This window comes from Arthrobacter sp. M2012083 (genome assembly GCF_000281065.1).
Taxonomy (GTDB): Bacteria; Actinomycetota; Actinomycetes; order Actinomycetales; family Micrococcaceae; genus Arthrobacter.
Genome location: NZ_AKKK01000022.1, coordinates 135,276 through 161,912, shown reverse-complemented (window position 1 = coordinate 161,912; position 26,637 = coordinate 135,276). Strand labels below are relative to the sequence as shown.

23 protein-coding genes are annotated in these 26,637 nt (G+C 63.1%); 16 read left to right on the top strand and 7 right to left on the bottom strand.

All coding sequences use genetic code 11. The annotated features are described in order from the left end of the window. Positions 1-24 precede the first annotated feature (24 nt). From A477_RS0111700 to A477_RS0111685, 4 genes are read left to right on the top strand one after another with little or no spacing between them, the layout of a single operon-like run. Positions 25-1,032: an NAD-dependent epimerase/dehydratase family protein gene (locus A477_RS0111700; RefSeq protein WP_017199179.1), complete on the top strand. Its 1,008-nt coding sequence runs from the start codon at positions 25-27 to the stop codon at positions 1,030-1,032. Continuing rightward, the gene (locus A477_RS0111695) at positions 1,029-1,931 is read left to right on the top strand and encodes a 5-dehydro-4-deoxyglucarate dehydratase (RefSeq protein WP_017199178.1); all 903 of its coding nucleotides are present in this window, start codon (positions 1,029-1,031) and stop codon (positions 1,929-1,931) included. Before A477_RS0111700 ends, A477_RS0111695 begins: the two co-directional genes overlap by 4 nt. Continuing rightward, positions 1,931-3,100, top strand: a complete 1,170-nt coding sequence (locus tag A477_RS0111690) for a mandelate racemase/muconate lactonizing enzyme family protein (protein WP_017199177.1) — start codon at positions 1,931-1,933, stop codon at positions 3,098-3,100. The genes A477_RS0111695 and A477_RS0111690 overlap by 1 nt, the downstream gene beginning before the upstream one ends. Continuing rightward, positions 3,081-4,532 carry an aldehyde dehydrogenase (NADP(+)) gene (locus tag A477_RS0111685; protein ID WP_017199176.1) on the top strand — a complete coding sequence of 484 codons (1,452 nt, stop codon included), beginning with the start codon at positions 3,081-3,083 and terminating at the stop codon, positions 4,530-4,532. Before A477_RS0111690 ends, A477_RS0111685 begins: the two co-directional genes overlap by 20 nt. A gap of 91 nt (positions 4,533-4,623) precedes the next feature. Here the strand turns inward: A477_RS0111685 and A477_RS0111680 are convergent, their stop codons facing one another. The 4 genes from A477_RS0111680 to A477_RS23305 form a co-directional block, all read right to left on the bottom strand. After that, on the bottom strand, positions 4,624-5,733 hold the full coding sequence (locus A477_RS0111680) for a M24 family metallopeptidase (protein ID WP_017199175.1): 1,110 nt from the start codon (positions 5,731-5,733) through the stop codon (positions 4,624-4,626). Next, a complete protein-coding gene (locus A477_RS0111675) occupies positions 5,730-7,796 on the bottom strand; it encodes a DUF6807 family protein (RefSeq protein ID WP_017199174.1) in 2,067 nt (688 codons plus the stop codon). The genes A477_RS0111680 and A477_RS0111675 overlap by 4 nt, the downstream gene beginning before the upstream one ends. Continuing rightward, a complete protein-coding gene (locus tag A477_RS0111670; protein ID WP_026005554.1) occupies positions 7,793-9,055 on the bottom strand; it encodes a dienelactone hydrolase family protein in 1,263 nt (420 codons plus the stop codon). The genes A477_RS0111675 and A477_RS0111670 overlap by 4 nt, the downstream gene beginning before the upstream one ends. Positions 9,056-9,225: 170 nt before the next feature. Then, on the bottom strand, positions 9,226-9,390 hold the full coding sequence (locus tag A477_RS23305; RefSeq protein WP_157367085.1) for a hypothetical protein: 165 nt from the start codon (positions 9,388-9,390) through the stop codon (positions 9,226-9,228). A gap of 42 nt (positions 9,391-9,432) precedes the next feature. Here A477_RS23305 and A477_RS0111660 point away from each other — a divergent pair, with 42 nt between their 5' ends. The 3 genes from A477_RS0111660 (at position 9,433) to A477_RS0111650 (ending at position 12,783) form a co-directional block, all read left to right on the top strand. Further along, positions 9,433-10,377, top strand: coding sequence for a carbohydrate ABC transporter permease (locus A477_RS0111660; protein WP_017199172.1), 945 nt, complete (start codon positions 9,433-9,435; stop codon positions 10,375-10,377). Next, positions 10,370-11,302, top strand: a complete 933-nt coding sequence (locus tag A477_RS0111655; RefSeq protein WP_017199171.1) for a carbohydrate ABC transporter permease — start codon at positions 10,370-10,372, stop codon at positions 11,300-11,302. The genes A477_RS0111660 and A477_RS0111655 overlap by 8 nt, the downstream gene beginning before the upstream one ends. A 113-nt stretch (positions 11,303-11,415) precedes the next feature. Then, the gene (locus tag A477_RS0111650) at positions 11,416-12,783 is read left to right on the top strand and encodes an ABC transporter substrate-binding protein (RefSeq protein ID WP_017199170.1); all 1,368 of its coding nucleotides are present in this window, start codon (positions 11,416-11,418) and stop codon (positions 12,781-12,783) included. 69 nt (positions 12,784-12,852) lie between these two features. On the opposite strand, the gene A477_RS0111645 is transcribed toward A477_RS0111650, so the two are convergent. Next, positions 12,853-14,889, bottom strand: coding sequence for a beta-galactosidase (locus tag A477_RS0111645; RefSeq protein ID WP_017199169.1), 2,037 nt, complete (start codon positions 14,887-14,889; stop codon positions 12,853-12,855). A 205-nt stretch (positions 14,890-15,094) separates the two neighbouring features. Between A477_RS0111645 and A477_RS0111640 the strand changes: the two genes are divergently transcribed. The 5 genes from A477_RS0111640 to A477_RS0111620 are packed head-to-tail and all read left to right on the top strand — an operon-like array spanning position 15,095 to position 20,270. Further along, positions 15,095-16,381 carry an ABC transporter substrate-binding protein gene (locus tag A477_RS0111640; RefSeq protein ID WP_017199168.1) on the top strand — a complete coding sequence of 429 codons (1,287 nt, stop codon included), beginning with the start codon at positions 15,095-15,097 and terminating at the stop codon, positions 16,379-16,381. A 49-nt stretch (positions 16,382-16,430) separates the two neighbouring features. After that, positions 16,431-17,384: a carbohydrate ABC transporter permease gene (locus A477_RS0111635; protein WP_017199167.1), complete on the top strand. Its 954-nt coding sequence runs from the start codon at positions 16,431-16,433 to the stop codon at positions 17,382-17,384. After that, complete coding sequence (locus A477_RS0111630; RefSeq protein WP_026005553.1) at positions 17,381-18,304, top strand: carbohydrate ABC transporter permease; 924 nt, start codon at positions 17,381-17,383, stop codon at positions 18,302-18,304. The genes A477_RS0111635 and A477_RS0111630 overlap by 4 nt, the downstream gene beginning before the upstream one ends. 12 nt (positions 18,305-18,316) lie before the next feature. Next, positions 18,317-18,958, top strand: a complete 642-nt coding sequence (locus A477_RS0111625) for a hypothetical protein (RefSeq protein ID WP_026005552.1) — start codon at positions 18,317-18,319, stop codon at positions 18,956-18,958. 37 nt (positions 18,959-18,995) lie between these two features. Then, positions 18,996-20,270 carry an MFS transporter gene (locus A477_RS0111620; protein ID WP_017199164.1) on the top strand — a complete coding sequence of 425 codons (1,275 nt, stop codon included), beginning with the start codon at positions 18,996-18,998 and terminating at the stop codon, positions 20,268-20,270. A gap of 111 nt (positions 20,271-20,381) precedes the next feature. On the opposite strand, the gene A477_RS0111615 is transcribed toward A477_RS0111620, so the two are convergent. Then, positions 20,382-22,445 carry a DUF6807 family protein gene (locus tag A477_RS0111615; protein ID WP_017199163.1) on the bottom strand — a complete coding sequence of 688 codons (2,064 nt, stop codon included), beginning with the start codon at positions 22,443-22,445 and terminating at the stop codon, positions 20,382-20,384. Between the two features lie 271 nt (positions 22,446-22,716). Between A477_RS0111615 and A477_RS0111610 the strand changes: the two genes are divergently transcribed. From A477_RS0111610 to A477_RS23000, 4 genes are all read left to right on the top strand, one after another. Then, the gene (locus A477_RS0111610) at positions 22,717-23,736 is read left to right on the top strand and encodes an acetylxylan esterase (RefSeq protein WP_017199162.1); all 1,020 of its coding nucleotides are present in this window, start codon (positions 22,717-22,719) and stop codon (positions 23,734-23,736) included. A gap of 220 nt (positions 23,737-23,956) precedes the next feature. Next, the gene (locus A477_RS0111605) at positions 23,957-25,105 is read left to right on the top strand and encodes a 3-deoxy-7-phosphoheptulonate synthase (protein WP_017199161.1); all 1,149 of its coding nucleotides are present in this window, start codon (positions 23,957-23,959) and stop codon (positions 25,103-25,105) included. A gap of 163 nt (positions 25,106-25,268) precedes the next feature. Next, positions 25,269-25,481, top strand: a complete 213-nt coding sequence (locus A477_RS0111600) for a helix-turn-helix domain-containing protein (protein WP_017199160.1) — start codon at positions 25,269-25,271, stop codon at positions 25,479-25,481. Between the two features lie 165 nt (positions 25,482-25,646). Then, entirely contained in the window at positions 25,647-25,745 is a 99-nt protein-coding gene (locus tag A477_RS23000; RefSeq protein ID WP_003792170.1) for a 30S ribosomal protein bS22, read from the top strand. Between the two features lie 133 nt (positions 25,746-25,878). Here the strand turns inward: A477_RS23000 and A477_RS24005 are convergent, their stop codons facing one another. After that, positions 25,879-26,502 (bottom strand): DUF559 domain-containing protein, encoded by a 624-nt coding sequence (locus tag A477_RS24005; protein ID WP_353579769.1) that lies wholly within the window; start codon positions 26,500-26,502, stop codon positions 25,879-25,881. Positions 26,503-26,637: the final 135 nt, after the last annotated feature.

The following is a 26,637-nucleotide window of genomic DNA, read 5'->3' as shown; positions in this document are numbered from 1 at the left end:
TCACCACCCAGCAAGGAAAATACAATGAGCAGGATTTTCGTCACCGGCGGTTCCGGCAGGCTTGGCCGAAGCGTTGTGGCCGGACTCGCCGAGGCGGGGCACATGGTGATCTCTGTAGACCGGGACGCTATACCGGCGGAACAGCTGCCGGCCGGAGCCGAGCAATACGCGGCAGATCTCTTGGCGCCAGGGGAGGCGGAGCGGCTGATCCGCGAAACAGCGCCGGACGCCGTCATCCACCTCGCTGCTATTGCCGTGCCATTCAGCGCGCCCGAGGACGTTATTTTCAGCACGAACACCCGGCTCGCCTATGCGGTGGTCAGCGCGGCCACCGACGCCGGTGTCCCCAGGATCGTGACGGCAAGCAGTCCCACCGCCCTGGGCTATGGCTCACCGGCGGGGTGGCTGCCGCCGTCGTTCCCGTTGGACGAGCAGACGCCGCCCAAGCCGTGGAACGCGTACGCGCTGTCCAAACTGATTGCCGAGCAGACCGTGCAGATGTTCGCTGCCGCTCAGGGCAACAAGATCAGGTATGCGGCATTCCGCCCGTGCTACGTCATTTCCCCGGAGGAGTGGGAAGGGGCGCTGACCCAGCAAGGGCACACGGTCCGGGAACGGCTTCAGAATCCGGCACTTTCCGCGCCCGCGTTGTTCAACTATGTAGACGCGCGGGACGTCGCTGACTTCCTCGACGTGCTGCTGGACAAGATGGATGCCATCCCAAACGGCGAGGTGTTCTTCGTTGGCGCGAAGGATGCCTTGGCCACGGCACCATTGGCTGGGCTGTTCCCGCGATTCCTGCCTGGCAGCGGACCCCTGACTGAGAACTTGACGGGCACCCGCCCGGCGTTCTCCATCGACAAGGCCCGGGAACTCCTGGGCTGGGAGCCGAAAAGAACCTGGCGCACCGAACTTACGCCGCCTTTCGAGGGCGAAGACACAGCAGCTGAAGAAGAAACCGAACAAGCAGCACTCAACGACGAGATCCCCTCCGGCCTGGTTCCGGCGGGAGCAACCAAGGAGACCCCATGAACTTCGACGGCGTACTGTTCTTTCCCGTCACTCCCTTCGCCGAAGACGGCACCGTGGACGTGGCACTGCTCAAGGAGCACATCACCTCCCGGCTGCCGTTCGGCCCGGGTGGTGTGTTCCCCGCGTGCGGCACGGGCGAATTCCATGCGCTCTCCCTTGAGGAGATCCGTACTGTGGTGGTTGCCGCCGTCGAGGCCGTTGCGGGAGCCGTACCTGTGATCTCCGGTGCCGGTGGACCCTTGGGTCACGCCATCGCGGCAGCCAAGGTGGCCGAGGAAGCCGGGGCGGACGCCCTCCTGGTGCTCCCGCCGTACTTGGTCACCGGTCCCACCGACGGCGTCGTGGCCTACGTCGAAGCCATTGCCGCTGCGAGCAGCCTGCCGGTCATCGTGTATCACCGCGGGACCGCCAAGTTCACCGCCGACGCTATCACCCGCCTCACAGCCAACCCGAAGGTGGTTGGCTTTAAGGACGGGATCGGCGACGTCGGCCTGGCCCAGGAAATCGTGTCGGCAATCAACGCCAGCGGCCGCACAGACTTCGCGCTCTTCAATGGCCTGCTGACCGCTGAACTGACCCAGGGCGCCTACCGCGGCCTGGGCATTCCCCTGTACTCCTCGGCCGCATTCGCCATGGCTCCGGAAATTGCCAAGGCATACTACGACGCCTATGTATCCGGTGACGAGGAGCGCCGCCACGCTTTGCTGGAAGGTTTCTACGCACCGCTGGTTCGCCTCCGCGACCAGACTCCTGGCTTCGGCGTCTCCCTCATCAAGGCCGGGCTTCGCCTGGCCGGGCTTCCCGTTGGTCCGGTTCGTCCGCCCCTGGTGGACCCCTCCGAGGAACAACTACTGGAGCTCAAGTCCATCCTGGCCAAGGGCCACGAGCTGGCCAGCTGATGCCGGCCCGCATTACGGGCCTCACCACCCGGCTGATCACGGTCCCGCTGCTGCGCAGCTGGGGTGCGGAGGCACCCGAAAACCATGTGATTGTTACGGAACTGACCACGGACGACGGCGGCACGGGCCACGGTTTCTCGTGGACACCCACCATCGGTCCACAGGCGGTCAAAGCCCTCTTGGATTACGACATCGCACCGTTCATCCTGGGTTTGGAAGACAACCCGGAAATCGTGTGGGACCAGCTCTGGAAGCGACTGCACGAAGCCGGTGGGGGTGGCCTCACCACCATTGCCATGGCTGGCGTTGACCTGGCTCTTTGGGACTTGAAAGCGCGACAGGCAGGAACATCTGTCACGGGACTTCTTGGTCAACGCCAGGAGTCTGTGGAGGTGTACGGCTCCGGTGTGAATCTCCATTACACGCTGGATCAGCTCGTCGAGCAGGCCCAGCGATGGGTGGCCGCCGGGCATCATGCCGTGAAGATCAAGGTGGGCAAGCCCGAGCTCCGGGAAGACGCCGAGCGTGTTGCCGCTGTCAGGCAAGTCATCGGACCGGACCGGCTTCTCATGATCGACGCCAATCAGCGGTGGGACCTCGCCCACACCTTCCGTGCTTTGGATGTTTTGGGGGAGAACGGACTGGAATGGCTGGAAGAGCCCATCCGAGCCGACGACCTTGGGGCTTACCGGCGTTTACGCAAGCACTCGCCGGTGCCCATTGCCTTGGGTGAGAACGTCCACACCATCTACCGTTTCCGCGACTTCATTGAAGCCGAGGCGGTAGACATCATCCAGCCCAACATTGTCCGGGTGGGAGGCATTACGCCTTTCCGCAGGATCGTTGAGTTGGCCCGCGCCAACAGCATCAGGGTGGCCCCCCACCTGCTCCCGGAACTCTCCGGGCAGCTGGCGCTCACCCTTGCCGACACCGTGAGCGTGGAGGACGTGGAGGACGCCTCCTTCGAGCAACTAGGCATCCTGGATGGGCCCTCGCCCGTAAGGATCAGCAACAGCACCGGAAGAAGCAGGCTCAGCAGCACAGGCCGTCCCGGCCTCGGCTTCGAATTCAGCGGACAGCCGGCACAGCTGCTCGCCACGGAGACCGGTGTCCCTGAGACCGCCGCCCCTGAGAGTAAAGGAAACCGCATTGAGTACAGCAACTCTTGACCTGACAGCTATCACGGCCGCAGCCACCGAGGCGGCTAAGGTGACCGCATCAGCTTCCGACGCCGAACGCGCCGCCTGGCTGAACGCCGTCGCCGACGCCTTGGACGCCAACGTCACTGAACTAGTGGCGATCGCCGATTCGGAGACGAGCCTGGGCGCAATCCGGCTCACGGGCGAGGTAGCAAGGACCAGCGGACAACTCCGGTTGTTCGCCAACGTGATCACCGAGGGCTCATACCTTGAAGCGGTCATTGACCACGCTGACCCTGCCTCCACCCCGCCCAAGCCTGACTTGCGCCGCATCCTGCGTCCGATCGGTCCGGTTGCCGTGTTCTCGGCGTCGAACTTCCCGTTCGCTTTCTCCGTGGCCGGTGGCGACACCGCATCCGCGCTGGCGGTGGGTTGCCCGGTGATCGTCAAAGCTCACTCGGGACATCTCCGCTTGTCTGAGCGGACTGCTGAGATCGTCAGCGAAGCCTTGGCGAAGGCCGGAGCGCCCGAAGGAATCTTCGCCCTCGTCAGCGGCCGCGAGGCAGGCACAGCCCTGGTTCAGGACCCGGCCATCAAAGCCGTTGGCTTCACGGGATCCATCCCTGGCGGACGCGCACTATTCGATCTCGCTTCCTCCCGTCCGGAGCCGATCCCGTTCTATGGCGAGCTCGGCAGCCTAAACCCCGTAGTCATCACGGCGGACGCACTCGCGGAACGCGGACAGCAGCTCGCTGCCGGTTTGGCTGGCTCGTTCACCATGGGTGCCGGACAGTTCTGCACCAAACCCGGGCTCGTGTTCATCCCGGCCGGTACGGACTTCGCCTCACATCTGGCCGAGGCCAGCAAGGACAAGCCCACCGCTGCCATGCTCACGGAGCGCATCGCCGAGGCCTACCCGGATGGGCTGCGGAACGTCGCGGACCAGCCCGGTGTCGCCGTCGTCAGTGGAACGGTGCAGCAGGACAGCCTGGCCGACGGCGCCGCGCCCGTGGTGTTCTCCACGAGCGCCGCGAACGTCCTGGCACGCCCCGAGGAGTTGTTGGAGGAGTGCTTCGGCCCCACGACGCTGCTCATCGAGTACGCCAACCAGGAGGAACTGTCCGCGGCCCTGGCAAAGGTCCCGGGCAGCCTGACGGGCACGGTTCACGCACAACCAGGCGAGGACGTTTCCGCTCTTGTGGAGCAGCTCAGCGGTCTCGCCGGCAGGGTCCTCTTCGACGGCTGGCCAACGGGTGTTGCCGTGAATTGGGCGCAGCAGCACGGTGGCCCATACCCGGCCACGACGTCCCTGTTCACCTCCGTCGGCGCTACTGCCGTCCGCCGTTTCCAGCGTCCGGTGGCTTACCAGGATGCTCCTGAGTCTGTCCTTCACCCGGCACTGCATGACGCCAACCCGTTAGGCATCCCCCGGCGCGTGGACGGCGTGCTAACGCTCAGCTAACTCACCCAATTGGGTGGGGCATACACGAATGGGCGGGGTCACCATCGCGGTGACCCCGCCCCATTCGTGTTCGCTCGAGCTGGAGAAGGCGCTACCGGCGGAGCGTCAAAGGACGACGACGGCCATCCACTTCGGAGGTCGGCCAACGCTGGTCAGTGGTCAGGACGCGCAGCCCGGAATCCGTAAGCAGCACCGTGTCCTCGATCTTCACGCCGGGCCCCGACGGGTTCCACGTGAAGGGCTGGTTGAGCACCACCGCATCCGTGACGCCAGCGATGACCCTGGGATCGCGGCCCGCGTAGCCTGCGGGTCCGCCTTGATGGTGATGGGTCCACTGGTCCTCGCCAAAGCCGTGCCGGGCGTAGGCCAGCTTGATCTCGGCGAAGATCTCTGTGAGGCGGGCACCAGGGACAGTGGCCCGGAAGATGTCAGCCTCAACAGCTGCGATGCGGGCCTCGGCGTCGAGCTCTTGGGGAGTGCCGGCGTCGAACGCTACCCAACGGGTGACGTTGGCTACCAAGCCGTTCCGGCGAGCGCACACCACAGCCATGGCTCGGCGTCCGATGGGGGAATGCGTGGCGAGTGGATGGCGGAACTCGCTCCGTGAAGCACCGTTGCAGAGTAGGACAAGCGGCTCGGCCCCCACCGCCACAATCCGCGCTGCCAGCTCCGAGACGAGCTGAAACTCCGTGGTTTCCGGCGTTGCACCTGTGAGGACATCCGTCATGGCGGCCGCGGCGTCGGCGGACAGGTCAGCATAGCGGGCCGTTTCGGCGGGCAGGAGCTGTTGCCGGGCCGCGCGAAGTTCGGCGGTGACGGCCGCTTCCAGCAGGGGGTTGCCATCGATGGACAAGGCCGCCGCGGCCGCATGCAACTGGCCGTGCCACGGGACCGTGTCCAGGCTGACGCCGTCCGGCAATTCCTCTGCAGCGATCCGTCCGGCCTCATTGTTGTATGTGACCAAATGGTCGCCGGAGCGGTCCACCAAGAGGGCCGCGATGGGGTCGCCCGCCAGGCTGACGTGCACACGGCTGCCGTCCAGGTACCAGGTAAGGGCCGTGTTGGTTGTGAGCAATAGCGAGTCCCGCCCCGCGGCGTCCAGAATGTCCAGCACCCTCTGGCGCTTTACTGCGCGGTCGGCAACGTTGCGGGGCGCAGTGACGGCAGTCAGAGCCGGCGTTAATTGAGTAGGCGTGGTCATGCCGATTCCCCCAGGGTTGTGATGAGCTGTTCAATGTCTCGTGTTGCCAGGAAGCCGTCCGCGATGATCACTGTGACCGTTCGGTGGACAGGGTGGCCGGGCTCCGTGGATACGGGCGCATCCCAAGCCAGGGACAGTCCGACGCCGGGATAGCCCGAGTGCCGCACGAACCAAGGGTCTGGTGCCTGGGGTGCGGCAAGAAACACGAGCGTGGCCGGATGGCCAAGCCCCGGACCTCCGGTGACATGTGAGACGCCGGCGGTTCCGGCGTCGAACGTTCCGGACCAGGCCAGCCATGGCGCTGTGCGGCCGTGCACGGCGTCCTCGCCCCTCGAATCAGGAGTCCAGATGGTGGCGTCGGCGACCTTTGGCAGCCGCCAGAAGAAGCCACCATAACCGCCTTGCGGCCGCCCGTTGGAGCCGGGGCTGCCCAGCAGCACCGGACGCCCCGTGGCCGATTCCAGCGAGAAGTCCAACGTGAGTTTCCACGCTGAATTTCCGACGGCGGCCCAACGCCACTCGCGCTGTTCGCGGAGTACCGGTGATCCGTCGGGGCCGAGCCAGCTCAACTGTTCGCGTCGCTCTCCGTCAGCATGGTTCGCGGCTTCAACGACGATCCTTCCGTGGTCCTTCCGCCAGACGTATGCCCCGGCCTCGCGGGTGTAAGTGCGGCCGCCCCAGAAGTTGATGCCGTCAACGTCTTGGAGGGCAACTCCTGCTCCGAGATGCCACACGTGGTCCTCAGGGATGTGATCGGTGACCACAGTGCCTGCCAGCGTCCGCACGGGGTGGAGGTAGGGCCGCGGTGACGACGTAGGCCGGATGCGGGATCCGTCCTGCAAAGTTGCGACGGGTGTGCCGTCAATATCCAGGGTGGGTCCGCCGGATGAAGTCCACGGCGCGCCGAGCTCAACAAACGTGGCCTGCCCCAAGGTTGCCCGGCGGATTAGCGACTCGATTCCATGCACCACGGCGTGGGCGTCGTCGCCGGTGCCTTCCCACGTGATGAAGTCCGAAGGTATCTCCCGGGGTGCATCGGCCGTTCGGATGGCCTCTAGGACCGACACATATGCGCCGGCCCCGGAGAGCGGGCTGAGGAGGTCCTGTTCGTTGCGGGCAGCCAACAGGTTCTCCAGCAGGTCGGTCCTTCCGAACGTCTCGGTCCGGACACCCCTGGGAGAGGTGACCTCCAGGCGGTCCTCCGTATAGAAGAGCGTGAGCTGCCCCAGCGTTCCGTAAATGGTGACCGACGGCGCGGACTGCACGGGAGCGCAGAGCGTCAAGGCGCAGGTCAGGACAGTTCTGCCCGTCAACGCAGTGCCACCTGCCACCCGGACCCTCACTACGGAGGTGTCGTCACTTTCGGTGTCGTTTGCCCGGTAAAGGTCGGTATCCACGGACTCAACGTCCGTCACCGTCCGGGCGCCAGCCAGCCGCAGCCCCGTCGCAACAGCGTGGGCCAAAGCGTTGGTGGCTACTCCGTCCACCACGTCGATCCCGTTGAGACTGCGTTTCCCGGCCCATCGGGACCGCTCGAAGTACGCCTTGCTCCGCAGCCACTGCCCCGTGGCGCTGATGCCGCGGACTTCGCCGATTTCGCCGGACTCCACGAGGGCTTCGATCCCAGGAAGGGCACCTGAACCCAGGCTCTGGAAACCCACCTGCACCAAGCGGCCCGCGCTCGCGGCCGCTGCCATGACCTCTTCGTATTGCGCCATGGACGCCACCGGTGGCTTCTCCAAGTAGACGTTGGCCCCGGCCCTGAGAGCAGCAAGGGCAAGCGGCGCGTGCGTCTGGATAGGTGTGGAGACGATGACGACGTCAGGGGCGGTTCCTGCAGCCAGGAGCTCGTCAAGGGAAGCGAAGACCGCGACGTCGGGGTCGAGCGTTCCCTCTTCCGGGGGTTGCGGATCGGCAACGGCAACCAGCTCGAGGGTACGGTCAGCACCCAGACGAGCGAGGTTTTCGAGGTGCCGTTCGCCGAAACCGTGCACACCCACGAGTGCGATACGGGGGAGCCGGGCATTGCCCTTCACTGTGGTGGCGGTGAGGGGTTGTGTCATTGGTATGTCCTAGTGGAATCAGGTGAGGGCGTGCTGGTGGGGTGGCGGGGCTGCAAGGTTGCGGTGAGGAAGGACGCAGCCTCGTCCTGCATTGCCGGAGTGAAAACGTGGGGTTCCTGCCAGAACCTGCCCGTGTACCGGGCCGGGATGTTCTCAGAGAGGTGGTGATGGGCGTCGCGCATTCCCAGTTCCGGGAACAACTGGTCAGCCAGCCCGTATTGGACCAGGATCGTGGCCCTGGAGCGGACTGCCAGATCCGGCCAATCCCCGAGCTTTGCCAGCCCGGGGGTGTGCAGTAGCCAGGAGTGTGCGTCCAGGTGGGAGGGCAGGAGCGAGTCGAACGTGGTCATCATGCACGTCACCACGTAGCTGCGGATCAGCGGGGTCAGCGCAGCGAGCACCATCGCCCGCCCTCCACCGCCGGAAAAACCCAGACAGCCAAGCCGGTCCATGTCCACTCCCGGCAGCGATGCGAGGACACCCAATGCCGCGAGGTCGTCGTGCGCAACGGTCCCGGCAACACTGGTGCCTATGAGCGTTGCGGCCTTCGCCACCGTTTCCTCGTGGGCGGCAGCCGCTGCATTGTACTGGTCCGCTGCGGAAAGTTCGACGCCGGCCTCCCTCCGGAGTGCGTTCTCGCCGCTGACGGTCTTGGCAGTTCGCCAAGGAAGGGGATCGAGCCCGAACCGGCGGCTTCCCCACATGAAGGTGTCGTGGGCAAGGACGGCGAAGCCCTGTTGAGCCAACCATGTGGCCAGTGCCCGGCCGCCATAGAGCTTCGCCCTGATTTCGAGGGGTGGCAACCGAAGCGGGGCAGAACCGATGGCACCGCCGGGCCTCTCACCCAAGTGTGCGCCGCCGTCGGGATTGTCCAGGCCGCGGGAATCTTCCAGGCCGTCGGGCAGGGACACAAGCCGCTCAGCACCGTAGGCCTTGATCCCGCCGTGGCAGTGCAGGGCGAGCAAACCGGGTAGTGGCCCGGTTGCCCCGGCCGGCCTCACGAACCAAGCGGACGTCCTTGGCCCGAAACCCAACTGCCACTGCAGACGCGAGGTGATGACGCCGTCGTGCTCTGAGTCGGAGAGCACTGCGTACTCCAAGTCCGGTGTTACGGCGGGTACGCCGAGTGTGTCAGCGAGTTGCCGGGCATCCTCGGTGTCAGCGGTGAGTCGGAGCCGGCCGGCGTAGGCAGGCCAATCCTCGTAGCCAGCCAATGCGCTGGGGCGGGTGGTGGATGCTGCCATGTCAACGGCGGTCATGGCAGGCGGAGTCAGTGGGGAACAAATAGTGTCCTGCCTTATCGATGCGGAAAGGGTGGGCCGTAGCGCACGCCGGGTTTCTTCAGCGTTGAAAAACATGTTCGTGCAGCTTTGCAAGAAAACGCTTTCTCAAAAATTAGCAAAAGGCTGTACATGGGTCAAGAAAACGTTTACTTTGGTACGGAGCCGCTGAACACCGGGACTTGGAGCCTGGCGTTTCGAAGGGGTAGCGCCATAGCAATGGCGGCGTCCTGGACGGCAAGCACCAACCACACTTGTATGCCGTGGATGGCCACGATGACCAAAGGAGACCACATGGCCGCTGTACTACGCACGGGGACGCCGCAAGGCGTTCGCGCTCCGGCGAGGGGGAAGCAATGAGCGCTATAGGCGAACTCTCCACGATGACCCGGCGCAAGGGTCCCCTGTCCAAAGAAGAGAAGAAGGCGAACGGCCGCGACAACAAAGCCGCCTACGTATTCCTCCTTCCCTGGCTGATCGGCTTGGTCGCCATCACCGTGGGCCCCATGCTGATGTCGTTGTACCTGTCCTTCACGGACTACAACCTCCTGCAACCACCGGAATGGGTGGGGCTGGATAACTTCGTCCGCATGTTCGGCGATGCCCGCCTCCATAACTCGTTACGCGTCACGTTCACGTACGTGCTGGTGGGTGTGCCGCTCCAATTGGGTGTAGCCCTTCTGATTGCCCTGGTCCTGGACAAGGGGCTGCGCGGTCTTCCGTTCTACCGGTCCATCTTCTATTTGCCGTCCCTGCTGGGCGGGTCCGTAGCTGTTGCCATCCTGTGGAAGCAGATCTTCGGGACCACCGGCCTGGTGAACCAGGTCCTGGCGATGGTTGGTATCGAGGGACCGGGCTGGATCTCGGACCCCAATACCGCCCTTGGTTCCATCATCCTGCTGCACGTGTGGACCTTCGGCAGCCCCATGATCATCTTCCTGGCCGGCCTTCGCCAGATTCCCGTGATGTATTACGAGGCCGCCAAAGTTGACGGCGCCACCACACTGCAGCAGTTCTGGCGGATCACCCTGCCCATGCTGAGCCCCATCATCTTCTTCAACCTGGTGCTTCAGATCATCGGCTCGTTCCAGTCGTTCACGCAGGCGTTCATCGTCTCCGGCGGCAACGGCGGCCCGTCCGACTCCACCATGTTCTTCACCCTGTACCTGTACCAAAAGGGCTTCGGTCAATTTGATATGGGCTACGCCTCAGCGATGGCCTGGTTCCTGCTGGTCATCATCGGCGTCTTCACCGCCATCAACTTCATCGCTTCAAAGTATTGGGTGTTCTACGATGACTAAACTCCAAACCCTCCCCGCCGCCTCCGGTTCCTCCTCCGCGAAGGACGGAAAGAGCCCGCGACGCCGTGAGTCTCCAGGCAGCCTGGCCTTCAGCCGCAGCGCCCGTATCAAGGGCTTGGTCAAGCACGCCATCCTGATCATCGTGGGCGGGGTAATGATCTACCCGCTGCTGTGGATGGTGGTCTCCTCCCTGCGGCCCAATGACCTTATTTTCCGCGAGCCCGGCCTGTGGCTGGAGAGCCTGGAGATGAGCAACTACACCGATGGTTGGTCTGCCCTGACGCACCCGTTCGGGCACTACATGATCAACTCCGCCATCGTGGTCCTGGGCTCGATCCTGGGCAACCTGGTCTCCTGCTCCATGGCCGCCTACGCCTTCGCCCGCCTGCAATTCAGCGGCAAGAAGATCTTCTTCGGCATCATGCTGCTGACCATCATGCTGCCGTTCCATGTGGTGATCGTGCCGCAGTACATCCTGTTCTCGCAGATCGGCTGGGTGAACACCTTCTGGCCGCTGATCGTGCCCAAGCTCCTGGCCACCGACGCGTTCTTCGTGTTCCTCATGGTTCAGTTCATCCGTGGTATTCCGAAAGACCTCGATGAGGCAGCCCGCATCGACGGTGCCGGCCACCCCAGGATCTTCCTCCGCGTGATCCTGCCCCTGATGGTTCCGGCCCTGGCCACCACCACCATCTTCACGTTCATCTGGACCTGGAACGACTTCTTCGGTGCCCTGATCTACCTCACGGACCCGGACATGTTCACTGTTCCTGTGGCCCTCCGCGCTTTCGTCGACTCGCAGTCCGCCACCAGCTGGGGATCACTCTTCGCGATGTCCATTGTGTCCCTGCTCCCGGTGTTCCTGGTCTTCCTCTTCGGCCAGCGGTTCCTGATCAAGGGCATCGCGACTACCGGCATCAAGTAGGACAAGTAAGACAAGTCAGCATCTTGTAATACAAGATTGTGACTTGTATCATCATCGCAACGAGAAAACGCTTTCTCAGTTTGCATCAAGATCAAAGAAGATCGGAGACAACAGTGCCGGTAAATCCAAAGGGTGAAGCAGTCGCCCCCGCAGCTACCTCAAAAACCCATGCGTCAGCGCCGAAGGCCAAGCGCAGGCTTCGTGCCTCCGCACTCGTTGCGGCCACAGCTGCCGCGGTCCTCGCCCTTACGGCGTGCGGCGGTGGAGCAGAGCAAAAGAGTGCCGACGGCAAGGTGGAGCTCCGCTTTTCATGGTGGGGCGGGGACAAGCGCGCGCAGCTGACGCAGGAAGCAATTGCCGCCTTCGAGGCCGAGAATCCCAACATCAAGATCAAGCCCGAGTACGGCGATTGGAGTGGCTACTGGGACAAGTTGGCCACCCAGGTTGCGGCCAACGATGCCCCGGACATCATCCAGATGGACGAAAAGTACATCACCGAATACTCCACCCGTGGCGCACTGCTGGACCTCTCCAAGTACGACATCGATACGTCCAAGCTGGATGAGGCCGCGTTGAACGCCGGCAAGGGTGAGGACGGACTGACCGGCATAGCCGCAGGCATCAATGCCGCCACCATCCTCGCCAACCCGGCAGTCTTCCAGGCCGCAGGCGTCCCGCTTCCCGACGATAAGACATGGACTTGGGAAGACTTCGAACGGATTGCGGCCGAGGTAACCGCCAAATCCCCGAAGGGAACCTATGGCGCGGCTGCCTACGGCACGGATGAAGCTTCCCTTGGTGTGTGGCTGCGACAGAACGGCAAGTCGCTTTACACCAAGGACGGCAAGCTTGGTTTTGAGCCCGCGGACATCAAGGGCTACTGGGAATTTCTTAAGCAGATGAGCGACAACAAGGCCGTACCCACCGCCTCGGAAATCGTTGAAGCTGAAGCTGCGCCGCTGGACCAGAGCGGACTGGCCACGGGTAAGAACGGCATGGCGTTCTGGTGGTCGAACCAGCTTCCGGCACTGGAAAAGGCTGCCGGCGGTGAGCTGCAGATCCTCCGCTTCCCGTCAAAGACCGGCAAGGCTGAAGATGCCGGTCTCTGGTACAAGGCATCGCAGTTTTGGTCCGCTTCCTCCCGGACCAAACACCCTGAAGAGACGGCAAAGTTCATCGACTTCCTCACCAACAACGTCAAAGCCGGCGAGATCCTCCTTGCTGACCGCGGCGTGTACCCGAACTCGGACGTCCGCGAGGCAATTGCTCCGAAGCTGGCCAAAGCAGACGTGAAGGTGGTCGACTTCATCGGCGCCATCAAGGAAGAACTTGGGGAGGCTCCGGCAGCCCCGCCGAAGGGCGCAGGCGCCATCCAGGAAATCATCAAGCGCTATACCTCCGAGGTCATGTTCAACAGGCTCTCGGCGGAAGAAGCAGGCAAAAAGGCAGTGGACGAAATGAAGTCCGCGATCGGAGCCTAGCTCAGCAGGAAGTACAAGCCGCGCCCGGGCGAATCATTCGTGATCCGCCCCGGGCGCGGCTTGCTTACGTCAGTCTTCCGCGATGACGGCCACGGCTCCAGCGGGTACCACGCCAGTGAAGCGGGCGCCGCTCAGCAGCTCGCCGCCGTCGGCCTTCACGGTAACGTCCTCCTGGCCGTGGTTAATGGCGAACAGGAAGCTGCTGCCGTCGGCGGCGCGACGCCGGACAAGTTCGACGGCGGCGGACGCCTCGGTCACGGCCGTCACCCCTGCTTCCTCCACGAGTCGGCCGGTGAGCGAGTCGATACCATCGGCGTCGGGAAGCGTCGCCAGGTACCAGGCCGAACCTGATCCGACGGTGCGTCGCGTCAGCGCCGGGACGTCGCCGAGCGGGTAGTCGGTGAAAGTTGCGAGAACCTCCGTGTCCTGGAAAGCGTGTACGTGCTCGCTCCACACGGTTCCGGCTGTTCCGGGTTCAAATACTCTTCCGTCGCTCAACGTGACAGACGTGCCGGGGAAGAGAGGGTGGAATTCCTCGCTCCGAACCCCCAGCAGATCGCGGAAGGCGCCGGGGTAGCCGCCGAGCCGCACGTGGTCCCGTTCGTCCACGATGCCACTGAAGTAGCTGATGAGCACGGTGGCTCCGGCCCCGGCTGCAGCAGCAATTGAGGCAGCCGCCGTGTCCGTTACGGAGTACAGGGTGCACACCAGGATGAGGTCATAACCGGACAGGTCCGCGGACGGGTGCACGAAGTCCGCAGTGATCCCGCGCAGGTACAAGGATCGGTGGAAGGCGCGCATGGTGTCGAGGTATTGCAACGAGTTGCTCGGGTGCGAATCCAACTCCGAGGCCCACCAGGCTTCGTAATCGAACACGATCGCGACGCGGGAGTCCACGCGGGTGCCCTTGACGGGTTGCAGTTTGGACAAAGCATCTCCGAGATCCACCACGTTCCGCCACACCTGGGTGTCCCGTCCGCCGTGGGGAACCATGGCCGAGTGGAATTTCTCGGAGCCGGCTGTGCTTTGCCGCCACTGGAAGAACATGACGGCATCGGCGCCCCGGGCAACGTGGGCCAGCGAGTTGCGGAGCATTTCGCCGGGCATCTTGGGCTGGTTGTGCGGTTGCCAGTTCACCGCCGACGTCGAATGCTCCATGAGGATCCACGGCTCGCCGCCCGCCACCCCGCGGGTGAGGTCGGCGCTGAAAGCGAGCTCGATTTCGCGCTCCGGGTTTGCGGCAACGAGGTAGTGGTCGTTGGCGATCACGTCCATGTCCTTGGACCAATCGAAGTAGTCCAGGGCTTTGGTGGCGCTGGAGACCATGAAGTTGGTGGTCGCCGGGACGTTGGGGGTGACCTCGCGGATGACGGCCAGCAACTCGCGGTAGTAGTCGATGAAGGCCCAGGAGTTGAAGCGAGCGAAGTCCAGCTGTTGCCCGGGATTGAGGGTGGTGGGCGCGGCGCCCGGTGGGATGATCTCGTCGAAGGAAGCGTAGTGCTGCGACCAAAACGCTGTACCCCAGGCCTCGTTGAGGGCTTCGATGGAGCCGTATCGCCGTTCCAGCCATCCTCGGAAGGCGGCGGCATCCTCCTCGCCGTGGAACTCACCAACGTGGCAACCAAGCTCGTTGTCCACGTGCCACAGCGCCAGGGCCGGGTGGTTCTTGTATCGTTCGGCGAGCACGCGGGTCATGGCGGTGGCGTACCTGCGGTACCCGGACGACGACGGCGTGTAGTGGCGTCGTGAGCCCCGCTCCAGTCTGATTCCTTCCGCGGTGACGGGGAGAATCTCAGGGTATTTGCGCGCCAGCCAGGCAGGGGGAGAAGCAGTGGCTGTTGCCAGAGCCACCTTGATCCCCGCTCCGTGAAGGTTATCCATGACATCATCCAGCCAGGCGAAATCGTAGTTTCCTTCCGTGGGTTCCAAGAGGCCCCACGAGAAAATGCCGACGCTGAGAAAGTTGACGCCGGCCTCTTTCATGAGCTCGATGTCCTCTAGCCGGATGTCTTCAGGCCACTGCTCAGGGTTGTAGTCGCCGCCGTAAGCGAGGCCTTGGATGCTGTTCCAGACGGATGGGCTGCGGGGGATTTCGGGGGAGGTCAAGGGGACTCCTTCGTCAGGTTGGCCGTGCTGGTACTCATGGTACGGAGTTATGGGTGCAGCGTTTCGCTAAAAACATGATCATTGGAAAACGCTTGCCCAGATTCCCGATTGGGGATATTGTATCGATTCAGAACGAGTGTAAGCGAGATCACTGCCACGTTGTAGAGAACTCGGAAGCTTGCACCAACTGAGCAAGGAGGCTCTCATGATCGATAGAAGGAAATTCCTCACCACGGTGGCTCTCGGCACCGCATCTGCCGCGTTCCTCTCCGCTTGTGGCCAGTCCTCGACCGCGGGACAGACGGGCTCCGCGGAGAACCCTGTCACCATCAACTACACCTGGTGGGGCAACGACGACCGGGCAGAGCGTACCCGTAAGGCGATTGCCCTGTTCGAGTCCAAGAACCCCGACATCAAGGTGAACGGCAACTTCACTGACTTCGCCGGATACTGGCAGAAGCGCGCCACGGAGGCAGCAGGCGGCGGCTTGCCGGACGTCATGCAGTGGGACCTTTCCTACCTGCGGGACTACGGCCAGCGGAACCAGCTGCTTGACCTCAGTACCGTGAAAATCAACACGGACGCCTTCGATAAGTCCCTCCTCCCCTCGGGACAGATCCGCGGCAAGACCTATGGCATCCCCACCAGCACCAACGCCTTCGCTGTCTACTACGATCCCGCCAAGCTCCAGAGCCTGGGCGTTGCCGAACCGGATGGACAGTGGACCTACAAAGAGTTCAACGCATTCATGCTCGAGGTAGGACAGAAGGGCAACGGAGCGTTCTACGGCGGCACCGACTACACCGGGGTGTGGTGGATGTTCAACATCTGGCTGCGCCAGAACAACATCCAGGCCTTCACCGACGACGGCAAGCTGGGCTTCACCAAGGACGACCTCAAGAAGTGGTGGAACACCACTGCCGAGCTTCGCGGCACCCCTGCACTCGTACCTGAAGAGCGGGTCACCCAGCTCGCCCCCAAGTCCGCCATGGGCTCCAACGTCACTGCCAGTGAAGTCACATGGGACAACTTCATGGCCGGCTACCTGGGAGACAGCGGTGCCAAGGAACTCAAGCTGGTGCCGGTCCCGTCTGACGATCCGGACAACCTGGGCCTGTTCCTCAAGCCCTCCATGCTCATGGTGGCCAGCGCCAAGACCAAGTACAAGGATGCTGCCGCCCGTTTCATCGACTTCATGGTCAACGATCCCGAGGTTGGCCAGATCTTCAAGACCTCCCGCGGTGTCCCGGCGTCGAAGACCCAGCGCGACGGCACCACTTTCGAAGGCACTGACAAGCTGGTGGTGGACTACGAGAAGTCCATTGAGAAGTACCTCAAGGACGCCCCAGAGCCCCCCATCGTCGGTTTCGGCACGCTTGAAGCCTCATTCAAGCGCGTCAGTTCCGAACTGAACTACGGCAAGCTGACCCTGGACGGCGCAGCCGATGCATGGTTCAAGGAAGCCGAAGACCTCATCAAGCAGAACGCCTGACCAGACCCATGCGTCTGATCCAGGCATTCCCGACTGACGGACTGATCTCGTGACTCAAAGCCCAACCCTGAGCAGGCGCTCATCGCCGTCCGCCTCCCCGCAGCCGCGCAAGTCGCGGCGGCGGGGCACGGATGCCCGCGCCGGCTACACCTTCCTGTTGCCCTGGCTGCTCGGATTCATCGCACTGACCGTAGGTCCGATGATTTCCTCGCTGTACCTCTCCTTCACCAATTACAACCTCTTCGAAGCTCCCAAGTGGATAGGGCTGGACAACTACGCCACCCTCTTCCAGGACGAGCGTTTCCTGCAGTCGGTGGGCGTAACCCTGAACTACGTCATCTTCGGTACTCCGTTGAAACTCGCCGCCGCGTTGGCCATTGCCATGTTGCTCAACAGCAAGCGCAAGGGCCAGGGTTTCTACCGGTCCGCGTTCTACGCACCGTCCCTGATCGGCGCGTCCGTGTCCATCGCCATTGTCTGGAAGGCGATGTTCGGTGACGCCGGCCCAGTGGACCAGGGCTTGTCGTTCTTCGGGATCAACCTCGGTGGTTGGGTGGGCAACCCTTCCATGACCATGCCCATGATGATCCTGCTGACCGTTTGGCAGTTCGGTGCCCCCATGGTGATCTTCCTGGCCGGTCTCAAGCAGATTCCGGCAGACCTCTATGAAGCAGCCTCGATGGATGGTGCCGGTCCGGTGCGGAAGTTCATGAACATCACCTGGCCCATGCTTTCCCCAGTGATCTTCTTCAACCTGCTCATGGAAACAATCCATGCTTTCCAGATCTTTGCTTCGGCCTACATCATCTCCAACGGTGAAGGCGGCCCGGCAGGTTCCACCCTCTTCTACACCCTCTACCTGTACTTGCGCGGTTTCAGCGACTTCCGGATGGGCTACGCCTCGGCAATGGCCTGGCTCCTGGTGATCGTGGTCGGCGTCATCACGCTGATCTTCTTCAAGACCTCCAAGTCCTGGGTCCACTACAGCGGTGATTCGAAATGACAACCATGGCAACACCTACCCAGCCCGCTCCCACGAAACCACCAGCGGCACCGGTGTATAACCCGAAGTCCGAGTCCACCACGGCCAAGCGCGTCAAGAGCACCATCTTCCACATTGTTGCCTTGGCACTGGTGGCGATGGTCCTCTACCCGGCCATCTGGATGATCTCCGCATCCTTCAAACCGAACTCCGAGATCGGCGGCGCCAACAACGCGCTCTGGTCGAACAACTTCAGCTTCGACAACTTCGTCACGGCCATGGAAGGAATCGGCGGCGTCTCCACGCTGACGTTCTTCACCAACTCGTTGATCCTGGCCGTCGGCGCCGTGGTGGGAACTGTCCTCTCGGCGTCCATCTCCGCCTACGCCTTCGCCCGGATCAATTTCCCCGGCCGAGGCCTGTTCTTCGGCATGATGATCGCCACCCTGCTCCTGCCGTTCCACGTGGTGATCATCCCGCAGTACATCGTGTTCCAGCAGTTGGGGCTGGTGGACACGTACGTGCCGCTGCTGATCGGCAAGTTCCTCGCCGCGGACGCGTTCTTCGTGTTCCTCATGGTCCAGTTCATGCGCGGCCTCCCGGCCGAACTCGACGAAGCGGCCCGCATCGACGGCGCAGGTCACGTGCGGATCTTCGGATCCATCATGCTCCCGCTGATGAAGCCGGCCCTGATTTCCACCTCCATCTTCTCCTTCATCTGGAGCTGGAACGACTTCCTGGGACCGCTGCTCTACCTCAACACCCCCGAAAAATACCCGCTGCCCCTCGCATTGCGACTCTTCGTCGACCAGACCCAGAGCTCGGACTACGGCGCCATGATCGCCATGTCCGTGCTGGCGCTCCTGCCTGTGCTGGTCTTCTTCCTGGTCTTCCAGCGCTACATCGTCGAAGGCGTTTCGACGCAGGGCCTTAAGGGTTAAGGACAACAGAGAATGAGCGCAATGGACGCCACAGGCAAGTCTTCAGGGATCCCGGTAAACCGCTTTGCCCTCTTCGCCGAGACCATCCTGGCGGGAGTCATCGTGCTCCTCCTCTCCGTCCCCTTGGTGACGGCGCCGGCCGCCTATGCGGCCGGCGTCGCGCACCTGGAAAGGCACCTCAGCGGGAGGGACGATTCCCTTCGCAGCCTGTGGGGGAATTTCCGTCGAGCGCTTCCCGGCAGTTGGAAGATGGGAATCACGACGGCGGTAGCCGCCGTCGTGATTGTCCTTAACCTGTTGCTCGCCCTGGTGGGTCAACTGCCCGGCCGGGCGGTGATCCTGCCCGCTACCCTGATTTTGGCTGCAGCAGGCGCAGTCCTCTTCCTCCGGATCGCCGCCAACTGGAGCGGAGGCATCAACTGGAGCGGCGATGCTGATCAGCAGCCCGCCGATGCTCCCGGCCCGCAGCGCTGGGCGCTTGCCTACTCCCAGGCCAGGGCTGATGCCCTGCGCGACTGGACTGGTTCGCTGCTGTTGCTTGCTGCCGTTTTCATGACAGTTGTCTTCGTTTGGATGCTGCAGGCACTGTTCGTCATCGTTCCCGGGACCCTGGTCCTGGCCGCGGCTGCCATAAAAATCCGTTCCCACCGTTGAGATCCGACCGAACCCGCTGAATCGAGCAGAACACTCCGTGTCGTCGCGCCCGTTCCCACCGCGCCCCAAATCCACTACACCGCGTGCCCGCTCCACGGAAAGCTGGCATTACCCGCTGAGGCACCACAACTACCGGATCTTCGTCATCCTCTCCCTTGTAGGGAGTGGCGGAGTCTGGATGCAGCGTCTCGCTCAGGACTGGCTGGTGCTGCAGCTCACGGGCAGTCCGGCTGCGGTAGGCCTCGCCGTTGCACTGCAGTTTCTGCCCATGTTGGTGGTGGGTCCCATCAGCGGCGTGCTCGTGGACCTTTTCTCCAAACGGCGGATCCTCCTGGTCTGCCAGTCCGTCGCCGCGCTATTGGCTGCCGGCCTTGCCGTGTGGAACGCCATGGGAGGCGCGGATGTCTGGGTGGTCTATGCGTCCTGCGTTGCCCTGGGCATCACCAGCGCCATCGATGGACCGGCCCGGCAGGTGTTCGTCAATGAAGTGGTGGGCGACCAAGGACTGCCCGCCGCCATCGGGCTGAACAGTGCGATCGGCCAGTTGGGAGCCATGGCTGGCCCTGCGCTGGCAGGCGTGGTCATTGCCCAAGCGGGTCCGGCGGCGGCGTTCGGTGCCAACGCTGTGATTGGCGTGTCGGTCCTGGTCATGATTGCGTCCATCAGGCCGGGGGAGCTGCACCATTCTCTGGAAGCGCCTGATCCCACTGCCCGGAAAGGCCGGATCCTCGCGGGTTTCCGATTCGTCCGATCACGCCCGCCCTTACTGTTGACCATGCTGCTCGCGGGCTTGTTGGGTGCCTTCGGCATGAACGGCCCCGTTGTCCTCGCGGCGTTCGCCGACGGAGTGTGGCATAGCGGACCGGCCGGCTTTGGGCTCTTCAACACCGTCAGCGCTCTGGGAGCACTTGCAGGGGCGTTGGTGGCAACGCGGATCAAGCGCTTTGGACGGAAGGGGATTGTGGCCAGTGCCGGGCTCTTCGGCCTGACGCAAGCGCTCGCTGCGTTGATGCCTACGCAAGAGTGGTTCGTGGTGATGCTCATAGTTGTGGGCTTCATGACCCTGGTGTTCCTCACCAGCGCAGCCACTGCGGTACAGCTCGAGGCCGGGGCAAGTGTGCGCGGCAGGGTCCTGGCGCTGTACTTCCCGCTGCTGCTGGGTGGCCATGCCTTGGGTGGCTTGCTGGCGGGGTGGCTCACGGAGGACTTCGGCGTCCGCACGGGGCTTGTGGTCACGGGAGCGTTGGGCATGGTGTCCGCGGCCGTGATTGGCTTCTTGCTCTGGCGCTGTTCGGGCCGCCGTCGCTCCTAGCGGGCCGCCGGTAATTGCCAAACACCGTGACTTCGCGTTGCGGGGCCTGTTCTGCAGGCTATTCATGGCAAATACCATGCAGGGCGGGCCTCACAACGCGTCAGCGAGCACTCATCTGCCTGAAACCAAGCCCTCGATCTCCGCTACATCCAAGGTGCCGTCGCTGATCCACACGGTGTTGGTGCGCGTGAGGGAGTCCCCTGCCACCAATTCCACCGCAGCATCCCACGCCAGTGCAGAACCGACAGCTGGGTAGTCTCTGCACCGCACGAACCAAGGGTCCGCCGATTCGGAAGGCGCGCCAAACACCAGGGTGGCAGGGCCGCCGTCGAACTCTCCCGTCCAAGCCAGCCAAGGCGCTATGGAACCGTGAACAGAAGGCTCGCCCTCGGCTGTGGAGGAGAAGACGCGCGAGGAAGCATTGGCTGGGAGCCGCCAGAAGAAGCCGCCGTAACCGCTCCCGGCCGCGCCATGGGAACCGGGACTGCCCAGGGAAACGTCCACGACGGCGGTGAGCCGGGTCTGGATCTCGAGTCGCCATGTGCGCGCATCCAGGAGCGTGCGGCTCAGGGAGCGTCGTTCGTTGAGGACGAGGCTGCCGTCGGATGCCAGCCAGTTGAGGTCAAGTGTGGTGACGTCTCTTTCCCGGGAGACATTCACGGTCTCGATCCTGCCGTGGTCCTTCAAATCCACGTACTTTCCGGCCGTTCTGCGGTAGCTGCGGCCGCCCCAGAAGTTGCTCCCGTTGACGTCCTGCAGTGCGAAGCCCGCACCCAGGTGCCACACATGGTCTGAGGGCAGGTGGTCCGTGACCACGATGCCGGCTGGTGTGGACACCGGGTGCAGGTAGGGCCGCGGGGAGAGGTCGGGCTCGAGATTGCTTCCCGATCGGAGGACTGCTGTGGGAGTTGGGCGGGCGTCGGCCGGGCCGGTTCCGGCGTCGGGGGTGGCGAAGAGTGCCTCGGCGCCTTCGGTGATGGGCCGCGCCCAAGGAAGCCCCAGTTCGGAGAAGGTGGCGTGGGATCGTGTGGCACGTTCCAGGATGTCCTCGATGTTCGGGATCACCGCATGAGCTTGCTCGCCTGTTCCTACCCATTCGACGTAATCCCCGGGAATCAACGCGGGTGCCTCGGCTGTGCGGATAGCTTCCAAAACGCGCATGAACGCGCCGCTGTGATCGAGGGGGCTCAACAGCGGCGTGCCCTCAGACAGGTGTTGGAGAAGGTTCTCCGTGAGGTCGTCCCGTCCGAAAGAGTGCGAGGTTTCGCCCGCCTCCGTGAGGACTGTTACGCGGTCCTCTGTGTAGTGGAACACCGCCGTCCCCTCCGTTCCATGGAGCGTGACGTAGGGTTCCACGGATTCGGCGGCGCAGAGGGTGAGGGCGCACGTGATGGGCAAACCGTTGATGGTGCGCAAGCGGATCACTGAGGTGTCGTCCGCCTCGATATCGTTCGCGCGGTAGAGATCCGCTTCCACTGTCGCGAGGTCTTTCGCTGACCGCGCGCCGGCGATGCGGAGCGCCGTGGCGATTGCGTGGGCCAACGGGTTGGTGGCGACGCCATCAACCACATCAACGCCGTCGAGGCGGCGTTTGCCTGCCCAGCGCGAGCGCTTGTAATAGGCACGATCCCGGACCCAACGGCCCGTAGCGGAAATCCCCTTCAGGTTGCCGATGCTTGGCAGCTCTTCCGAAGCGTCCCCGCCCGCCAGCTTTTCCAAGGCCGCGAGGGCGTGGGATCCGAGGCTTTGGAAGCCGATTTGGACACTGCGGCCGGCCTGCTCCGCCGCTTCCTGGAGACGGAGGAAGTCGCTCATGGAGGCAACCGGGGGCTTCTCCAAATACAGATCCGCCGTGGAGGCGAGCACAGATAGGGCCAACGGTGCATGGGTCTGAATGGGGGTTGCCACGATGATGACATCCGGACGATGCTCGCCGGCCAACAGCTCGTCCAGGTTCGCGTGGACGGCTGTGGTCGCAGGCAGATCTCCAGCTGCCGGGGGATTTGGGTCGGCCACGGCAACAAGGTCCACCTTGCCTTGGCTGCTGAGCCGTTCGAGGTTGCGCAAGTGGTGTGTGCCGAAGCCGTGAACCCCCACGAGGGCGATCCGGGCAGGGGAGGTCCTGGCAGCGGCAGTCGCGAAGGGTGTTGGGCTACTGGCGGGCTGGGTGTCCATGGCTCTCCTAGGCTGGCGCGGCGACAATGGCGCGTGACGCCGTCGTCCGGGTCTTCACAAAAGTGTTCGGGCGGGATTAGGCTACACCTCAGCAAGCGCTTTCCCATGATCCGACTTTGTACAGTTTAGCTCGATCATCCGAAAAATGTAACGATTCAAGCGGGCGCGCAATGTTGGAGTCGAGATGACGTAGGATGTCCTCTAGTGGACGCAATCGCCCGCACCCCAGCCTGAATCAGCCTAGTCAGACCTACCTGAACCGGAATGGACCATGCCCCTCTTTGACCTTCCCCTTGATCAGCTCCGCGACTACACCTCCGAAGCCCAGGCGCCAGGCGACTTCGAGGAATTCTGGGACCGCACCATCGCAGATGCCCGCGCGCTCCCGCTTGATGCGGTGTTTGAGCCAGTGGACAATTACCTCAGCGTGATCAACACCTTCGATGTCACCTTCTCCGGCTTCGGGGGAGACCGCATCAAGGGCTGGCTCCACGTACCCGCGCAGCTCGAGCCAGGGGAGCAGCTTCCCGTGGTTGTGGAGTACATCGGCTACTCCGGTGGCAGGGGCTTGGTCAACCAGAACACCCGGTGGGCGCAGGCAGGCTACGCGCACTTCATCATGGATACCCGCGGACAGGGCTATGGTGGCGTTTCCGGCGACACACCGGATCCGCACCCATCTGCCGGTGGCATCAACTACGCCGGCCTCATGACCCGAGGTGCCGATCACCAGGACAACTATTACTTCCGACGGGTCTACGTGGACGCCTTCCGTGCCGTAGAAGCGGCGCAGAGCCATCCTGCCGTCGACCCTCGCAGGGTGGTGCTGACCGGCGTTAGCCAGGGTGGCGGCATCACTGTTGCTGCTGCCGGGCTGACGGCTGGAAGGCTCGACGGCGTTATCGCCGCGCTGCCCGACGTCCCGTTCCTGCAGGACTTTCCTCGCGCGATTGACATCACTCCCCGGGGCCCGTATCCCGAGATCGCAGGATTCCTGGGCCGGCACCGCGAAAAGTATGAGCCCATGCTGGCCGTGCTGAACTACTTCGACGGCGTCCACATTGGCCGCGCGGCCACGGTCCCGGCGCTGTTCTCCGCTGCGCAAATGGACGATATCTGCCCTCCGTCAACGGTGTTCGCGAGCTTCAACAACTACGGCATCGGCTCTCGCGGCCACTGCGGCGCCCCTGAAAAGGACATTGAGGTGTACCGCTTCAACAACCACGAGGGCGGGCAGGAGCACCACTGGATCAAGCAGTTGCAGTTCCTGCGCAAACTGCTGTCATCTTGATGGACACGATTTGCCTGCTGTGAAGAACCGCCGTTATGGTGTGGCTATGACTAAGCGTTGGTATGCGTATTTTTCGTTGGCTCTGGAGGGGCCCGCGTCTAACTGACACGCATCCAACTTTCCTTCAGAGCCAACAGGGCAGAGATTATTCTCTGCCCTTCGCCATATCCGGCGGGTTCTGAAAAGGGGCCCGCTCCGCATCCCGGAACAGGACCCAGAAATGACCAGCATCGCCGCAGAACCCACCGAATCGCTCGACTCCGCTGAATCCGGAGCCACCACTCAGCCCGCTACCTCCAACCTGCGGGTGGCCCGATTCGAGCCGCTTCCGGCCCCGCAGGACCTCATCGCCGAGTTGCCGCTTGACGGCCGCTCAGCTGCCGTCGTCGACCGGGGCCGGGACCAGGTCCGCGCCATCATGGACGGTGTGGACGATCGCCTCCTGGTGATCGTCGGCCCGTGCTCCATCCACGATCCCAAGGCCGGCCTCGAGTACGCCCGCCGGTTGGTCAGCCAGGCCGAGAAACACAAAGAAGACCTGCTGATCGTCATGCGGACCTACTTCGAAAAGCCGCGCACCACCGTTGGCTGGAAGGGCCTCATCAACGACCCCCACCTGGATGGCAGCCACGACATCGCCGGCGGCCTCCGCGCAGCCCGCGGATTCCTGAAGCAGGTCACCGCGTTGGGCCTGCCCACTGCTACCGAATTCCTGGAGCCCATCAGCCCGCAATACATGGCTGATCTCGTCTCGTGGGGCGCGATCGGCGCCCGCACCACGGAGAGCCAGATCCATCGCCAGCTCGCGTCCGGGCTGTCCATGCCCATCGGCTTCAAGAATGGAACCGACGGCGATCTCCAGGTGGCCATCGACGCTTGCGGTGCCTCTGCCGCTGAGCAGGCCTTCCTGGGAATTGACGACGACGGCCGCGCGGCTCTCGTAGCGACGTCAGGCAACCCGGACACCCATGTGATCCTCCGCGGCGGCCGCAAAGGGCCCAACTACTCCCAGGAAGACGTTGCCGCAGCCTCCGCCAAGCTCGCATCGAAGGGCCTTAATCCGCGGCTGATCGTGGATGCCAGCCACGCCAACAGCGGCAAGAGCCATCACCGTCAGGCGGAAGTTGCCTTGGAAATCGGTGCCCAGCTCGAAGCGGGGGAGACCTCACCCATTGCAGGGGTCATGCTGGAAAGCTTCCTCGTGGGAGGGGCGCAGAACCTGGACGTTGCCAAGCAGCTCGCGGGGGAGCAGGAGCTCGTTTACGGCCAGAGCGTCACGGATGCCTGCATGGAATGGGATGTCACGGCTTCGGTGTTGGAGCAGCTCGCAGCGTCGGCTCGGAAGCGTCGTGCGGTGGTTGCGGCGTAGATCCTGAAGCCGGGCTGGAGGTTGTCCCCAAGTTACTGGAGGCTCTTTCACATTGGCACCATCAGCCTCTAGAGTATCTAGCACATGGTTGTTTGATGGCTCAGCATCGGCACACCGTTCCACTGGGGGTGTCCTACTGTCTGAGAGCAAAGGAATATGGGAAATGTCCGCGGAGACTAACTTCTCGAATGCGCGTTTCATGACGGTGGCCGAGGTGGCCGATGTCCTGCGTGTTTCCAAAATGACCGTGTATCGTCTGGTCCACTCAGGGGAAATGCCCGCCGTAAGGTTCGGCCGTTCCTTCCGGGTTCCTGAAGAGGCCGTCGCCCAGTACCTCAAAGGTGCCGTGGTGGACGGGCAATCCGAGACCGCCTGAGGCTTGTCGGGGTCCGTCCCGCGGACCGTGGTCATGGGGTGCCCCTTTGAAGCGGTACTCTGTTAAGGAACGTTTTACGTCAATGTAAGAATCTGTCAGTTGTACTTGTCTGCTTCCGCGGATCTGTTCCAACAGACAGGAACTTCTAGTTTGTAAGGAACTTTCGTGGGTTCAGTTATTAAGAAGCGCCGCAAGCGTATGGCCAAGAAGAAGCACCGCAAGCTGCTTCGTAAGACTCGCCACCAGCGCCGCAATAAGAAGTAGAGATACTTCATCAAGCGTGAATGCCCGTTGCCTCTCGAGGTGGCGGGCATTTTTGCATCCACGCTCTCTCACCTTCCGCGGGTTTGGTGTGGATGCTCTCTCACGTCCCCGCGTGTTTGGTGTGGATGCTCTCTCACGTCCCGCGTACAAAACCAGATTCGACGGCGGGATCTATCCAAGCGCCGCGCAGGGTCTTCTTGATCAGCTGAACTGCTGCGTCGAAATCGTCGGCCAAATCTGCCTTATCGAAAACCAGCACCGTCCAGCCTGCAGCCTCGAAAGCCTTATCCCTGCGCCTATCGCTGAAGATCTGTTGCTCCTCAAGGTGGTGGCCGCCGTCGTACTGAATAGCGACTCGCCGCCGTCGATACCCGAGGTCCGCGGACGGCGAGAGCGGATCGTGGAGCCGGAGCCGCACCTGCAATTCGGGTTCGGGAAGCCCCGCGTCGAGAATTGCTAGCCGGAGCACCGATTCGGGCACTGAGTCGGAGCCGACGCGCATCAGTTCGAGTGCTTCCCTTGCGCGGACGACGCCTTGCAGGTTCTTGTGCCGGTCAATCATTGCGCGCAAGGACTCGATTGTTGTGAAGGCATAGTCCCGCTGTTCGAATTCTGGCCTGGGCTCGCGAATGAGTTCGTCACCCATGCAGACGAGCTCCTTCAACGGCAGTTGACGGGCCAGGTCCAACCATGTCCTCGATCGAGTGCTGATCCAGAAGCCGCGGGTCAATTCGATTTCTCCATCTGAGACCACCACGGTGTGTCCCCTTACTCCTTTGCGGCGCACCGACGGCAAATTCCTGGGCTTACTTAGGTGCAATTCGTTGGAATCCGACAGCCACGGTGGAAGGGACAAGCCATGGATTTTGGCGGCCGTGACGTGGGAAATCCA

What these genes read in the sequence shown, in the direction of transcription:
- A477_RS0111695 (WP_017199178.1), top strand. Translation starts at nt 1,029, where the DNA reads ATGAACTTCGACGGCGTACTGTTCTTTCCCGTCACTCCCTTCGCCGAA.
- A477_RS0111700 (WP_017199179.1), top strand. Translation starts at nt 25, where the DNA reads ATGAGCAGGATTTTCGTCACCGGCGGTTCCGGCAGGCTTGGCCGAAGC.
- A477_RS0111670 (WP_026005554.1), bottom strand. Translation starts at nt 9,055, where the DNA reads ATGACCGCCGTTGACATGGCAGCATCCACCACCCGCCCCAGCGCATTG.
- A477_RS0111615 (WP_017199163.1), bottom strand. Translation starts at nt 22,445, where the DNA reads ATGGACACCCAGCCCGCCAGTAGCCCAACACCCTTCGCGACTGCCGCT.
- A477_RS0111680 (WP_017199175.1), bottom strand. Translation starts at nt 5,733, where the DNA reads ATGACCACGCCTACTCAATTAACGCCGGCTCTGACTGCCGTCACTGCG.
- A477_RS0111690 (WP_017199177.1), top strand. Translation starts at nt 1,931, where the DNA reads ATGCCGGCCCGCATTACGGGCCTCACCACCCGGCTGATCACGGTCCCG.
- A477_RS0111625 (WP_026005552.1), top strand. Translation starts at nt 18,317, where the DNA reads ATGAGCGCAATGGACGCCACAGGCAAGTCTTCAGGGATCCCGGTAAAC.
- A477_RS0111660 (WP_017199172.1), top strand. Translation starts at nt 9,433, where the DNA reads ATGAGCGCTATAGGCGAACTCTCCACGATGACCCGGCGCAAGGGTCCC.
- A477_RS0111600 (WP_017199160.1), top strand. Translation starts at nt 25,269, where the DNA reads ATGTCCGCGGAGACTAACTTCTCGAATGCGCGTTTCATGACGGTGGCC.
- A477_RS0111640 (WP_017199168.1), top strand. Translation starts at nt 15,095, where the DNA reads ATGATCGATAGAAGGAAATTCCTCACCACGGTGGCTCTCGGCACCGCA.
- A477_RS0111610 (WP_017199162.1), top strand. Translation starts at nt 22,717, where the DNA reads ATGCCCCTCTTTGACCTTCCCCTTGATCAGCTCCGCGACTACACCTCC.
- A477_RS0111655 (WP_017199171.1), top strand. Translation starts at nt 10,370, where the DNA reads ATGACTAAACTCCAAACCCTCCCCGCCGCCTCCGGTTCCTCCTCCGCG.
- A477_RS0111675 (WP_017199174.1), bottom strand. Translation starts at nt 7,796, where the DNA reads ATGACACAACCCCTCACCGCCACCACAGTGAAGGGCAATGCCCGGCTC.
- A477_RS0111630 (WP_026005553.1), top strand. Translation starts at nt 17,381, where the DNA reads ATGACAACCATGGCAACACCTACCCAGCCCGCTCCCACGAAACCACCA.
- A477_RS0111605 (WP_017199161.1), top strand. Translation starts at nt 23,957, where the DNA reads ATGACCAGCATCGCCGCAGAACCCACCGAATCGCTCGACTCCGCTGAA.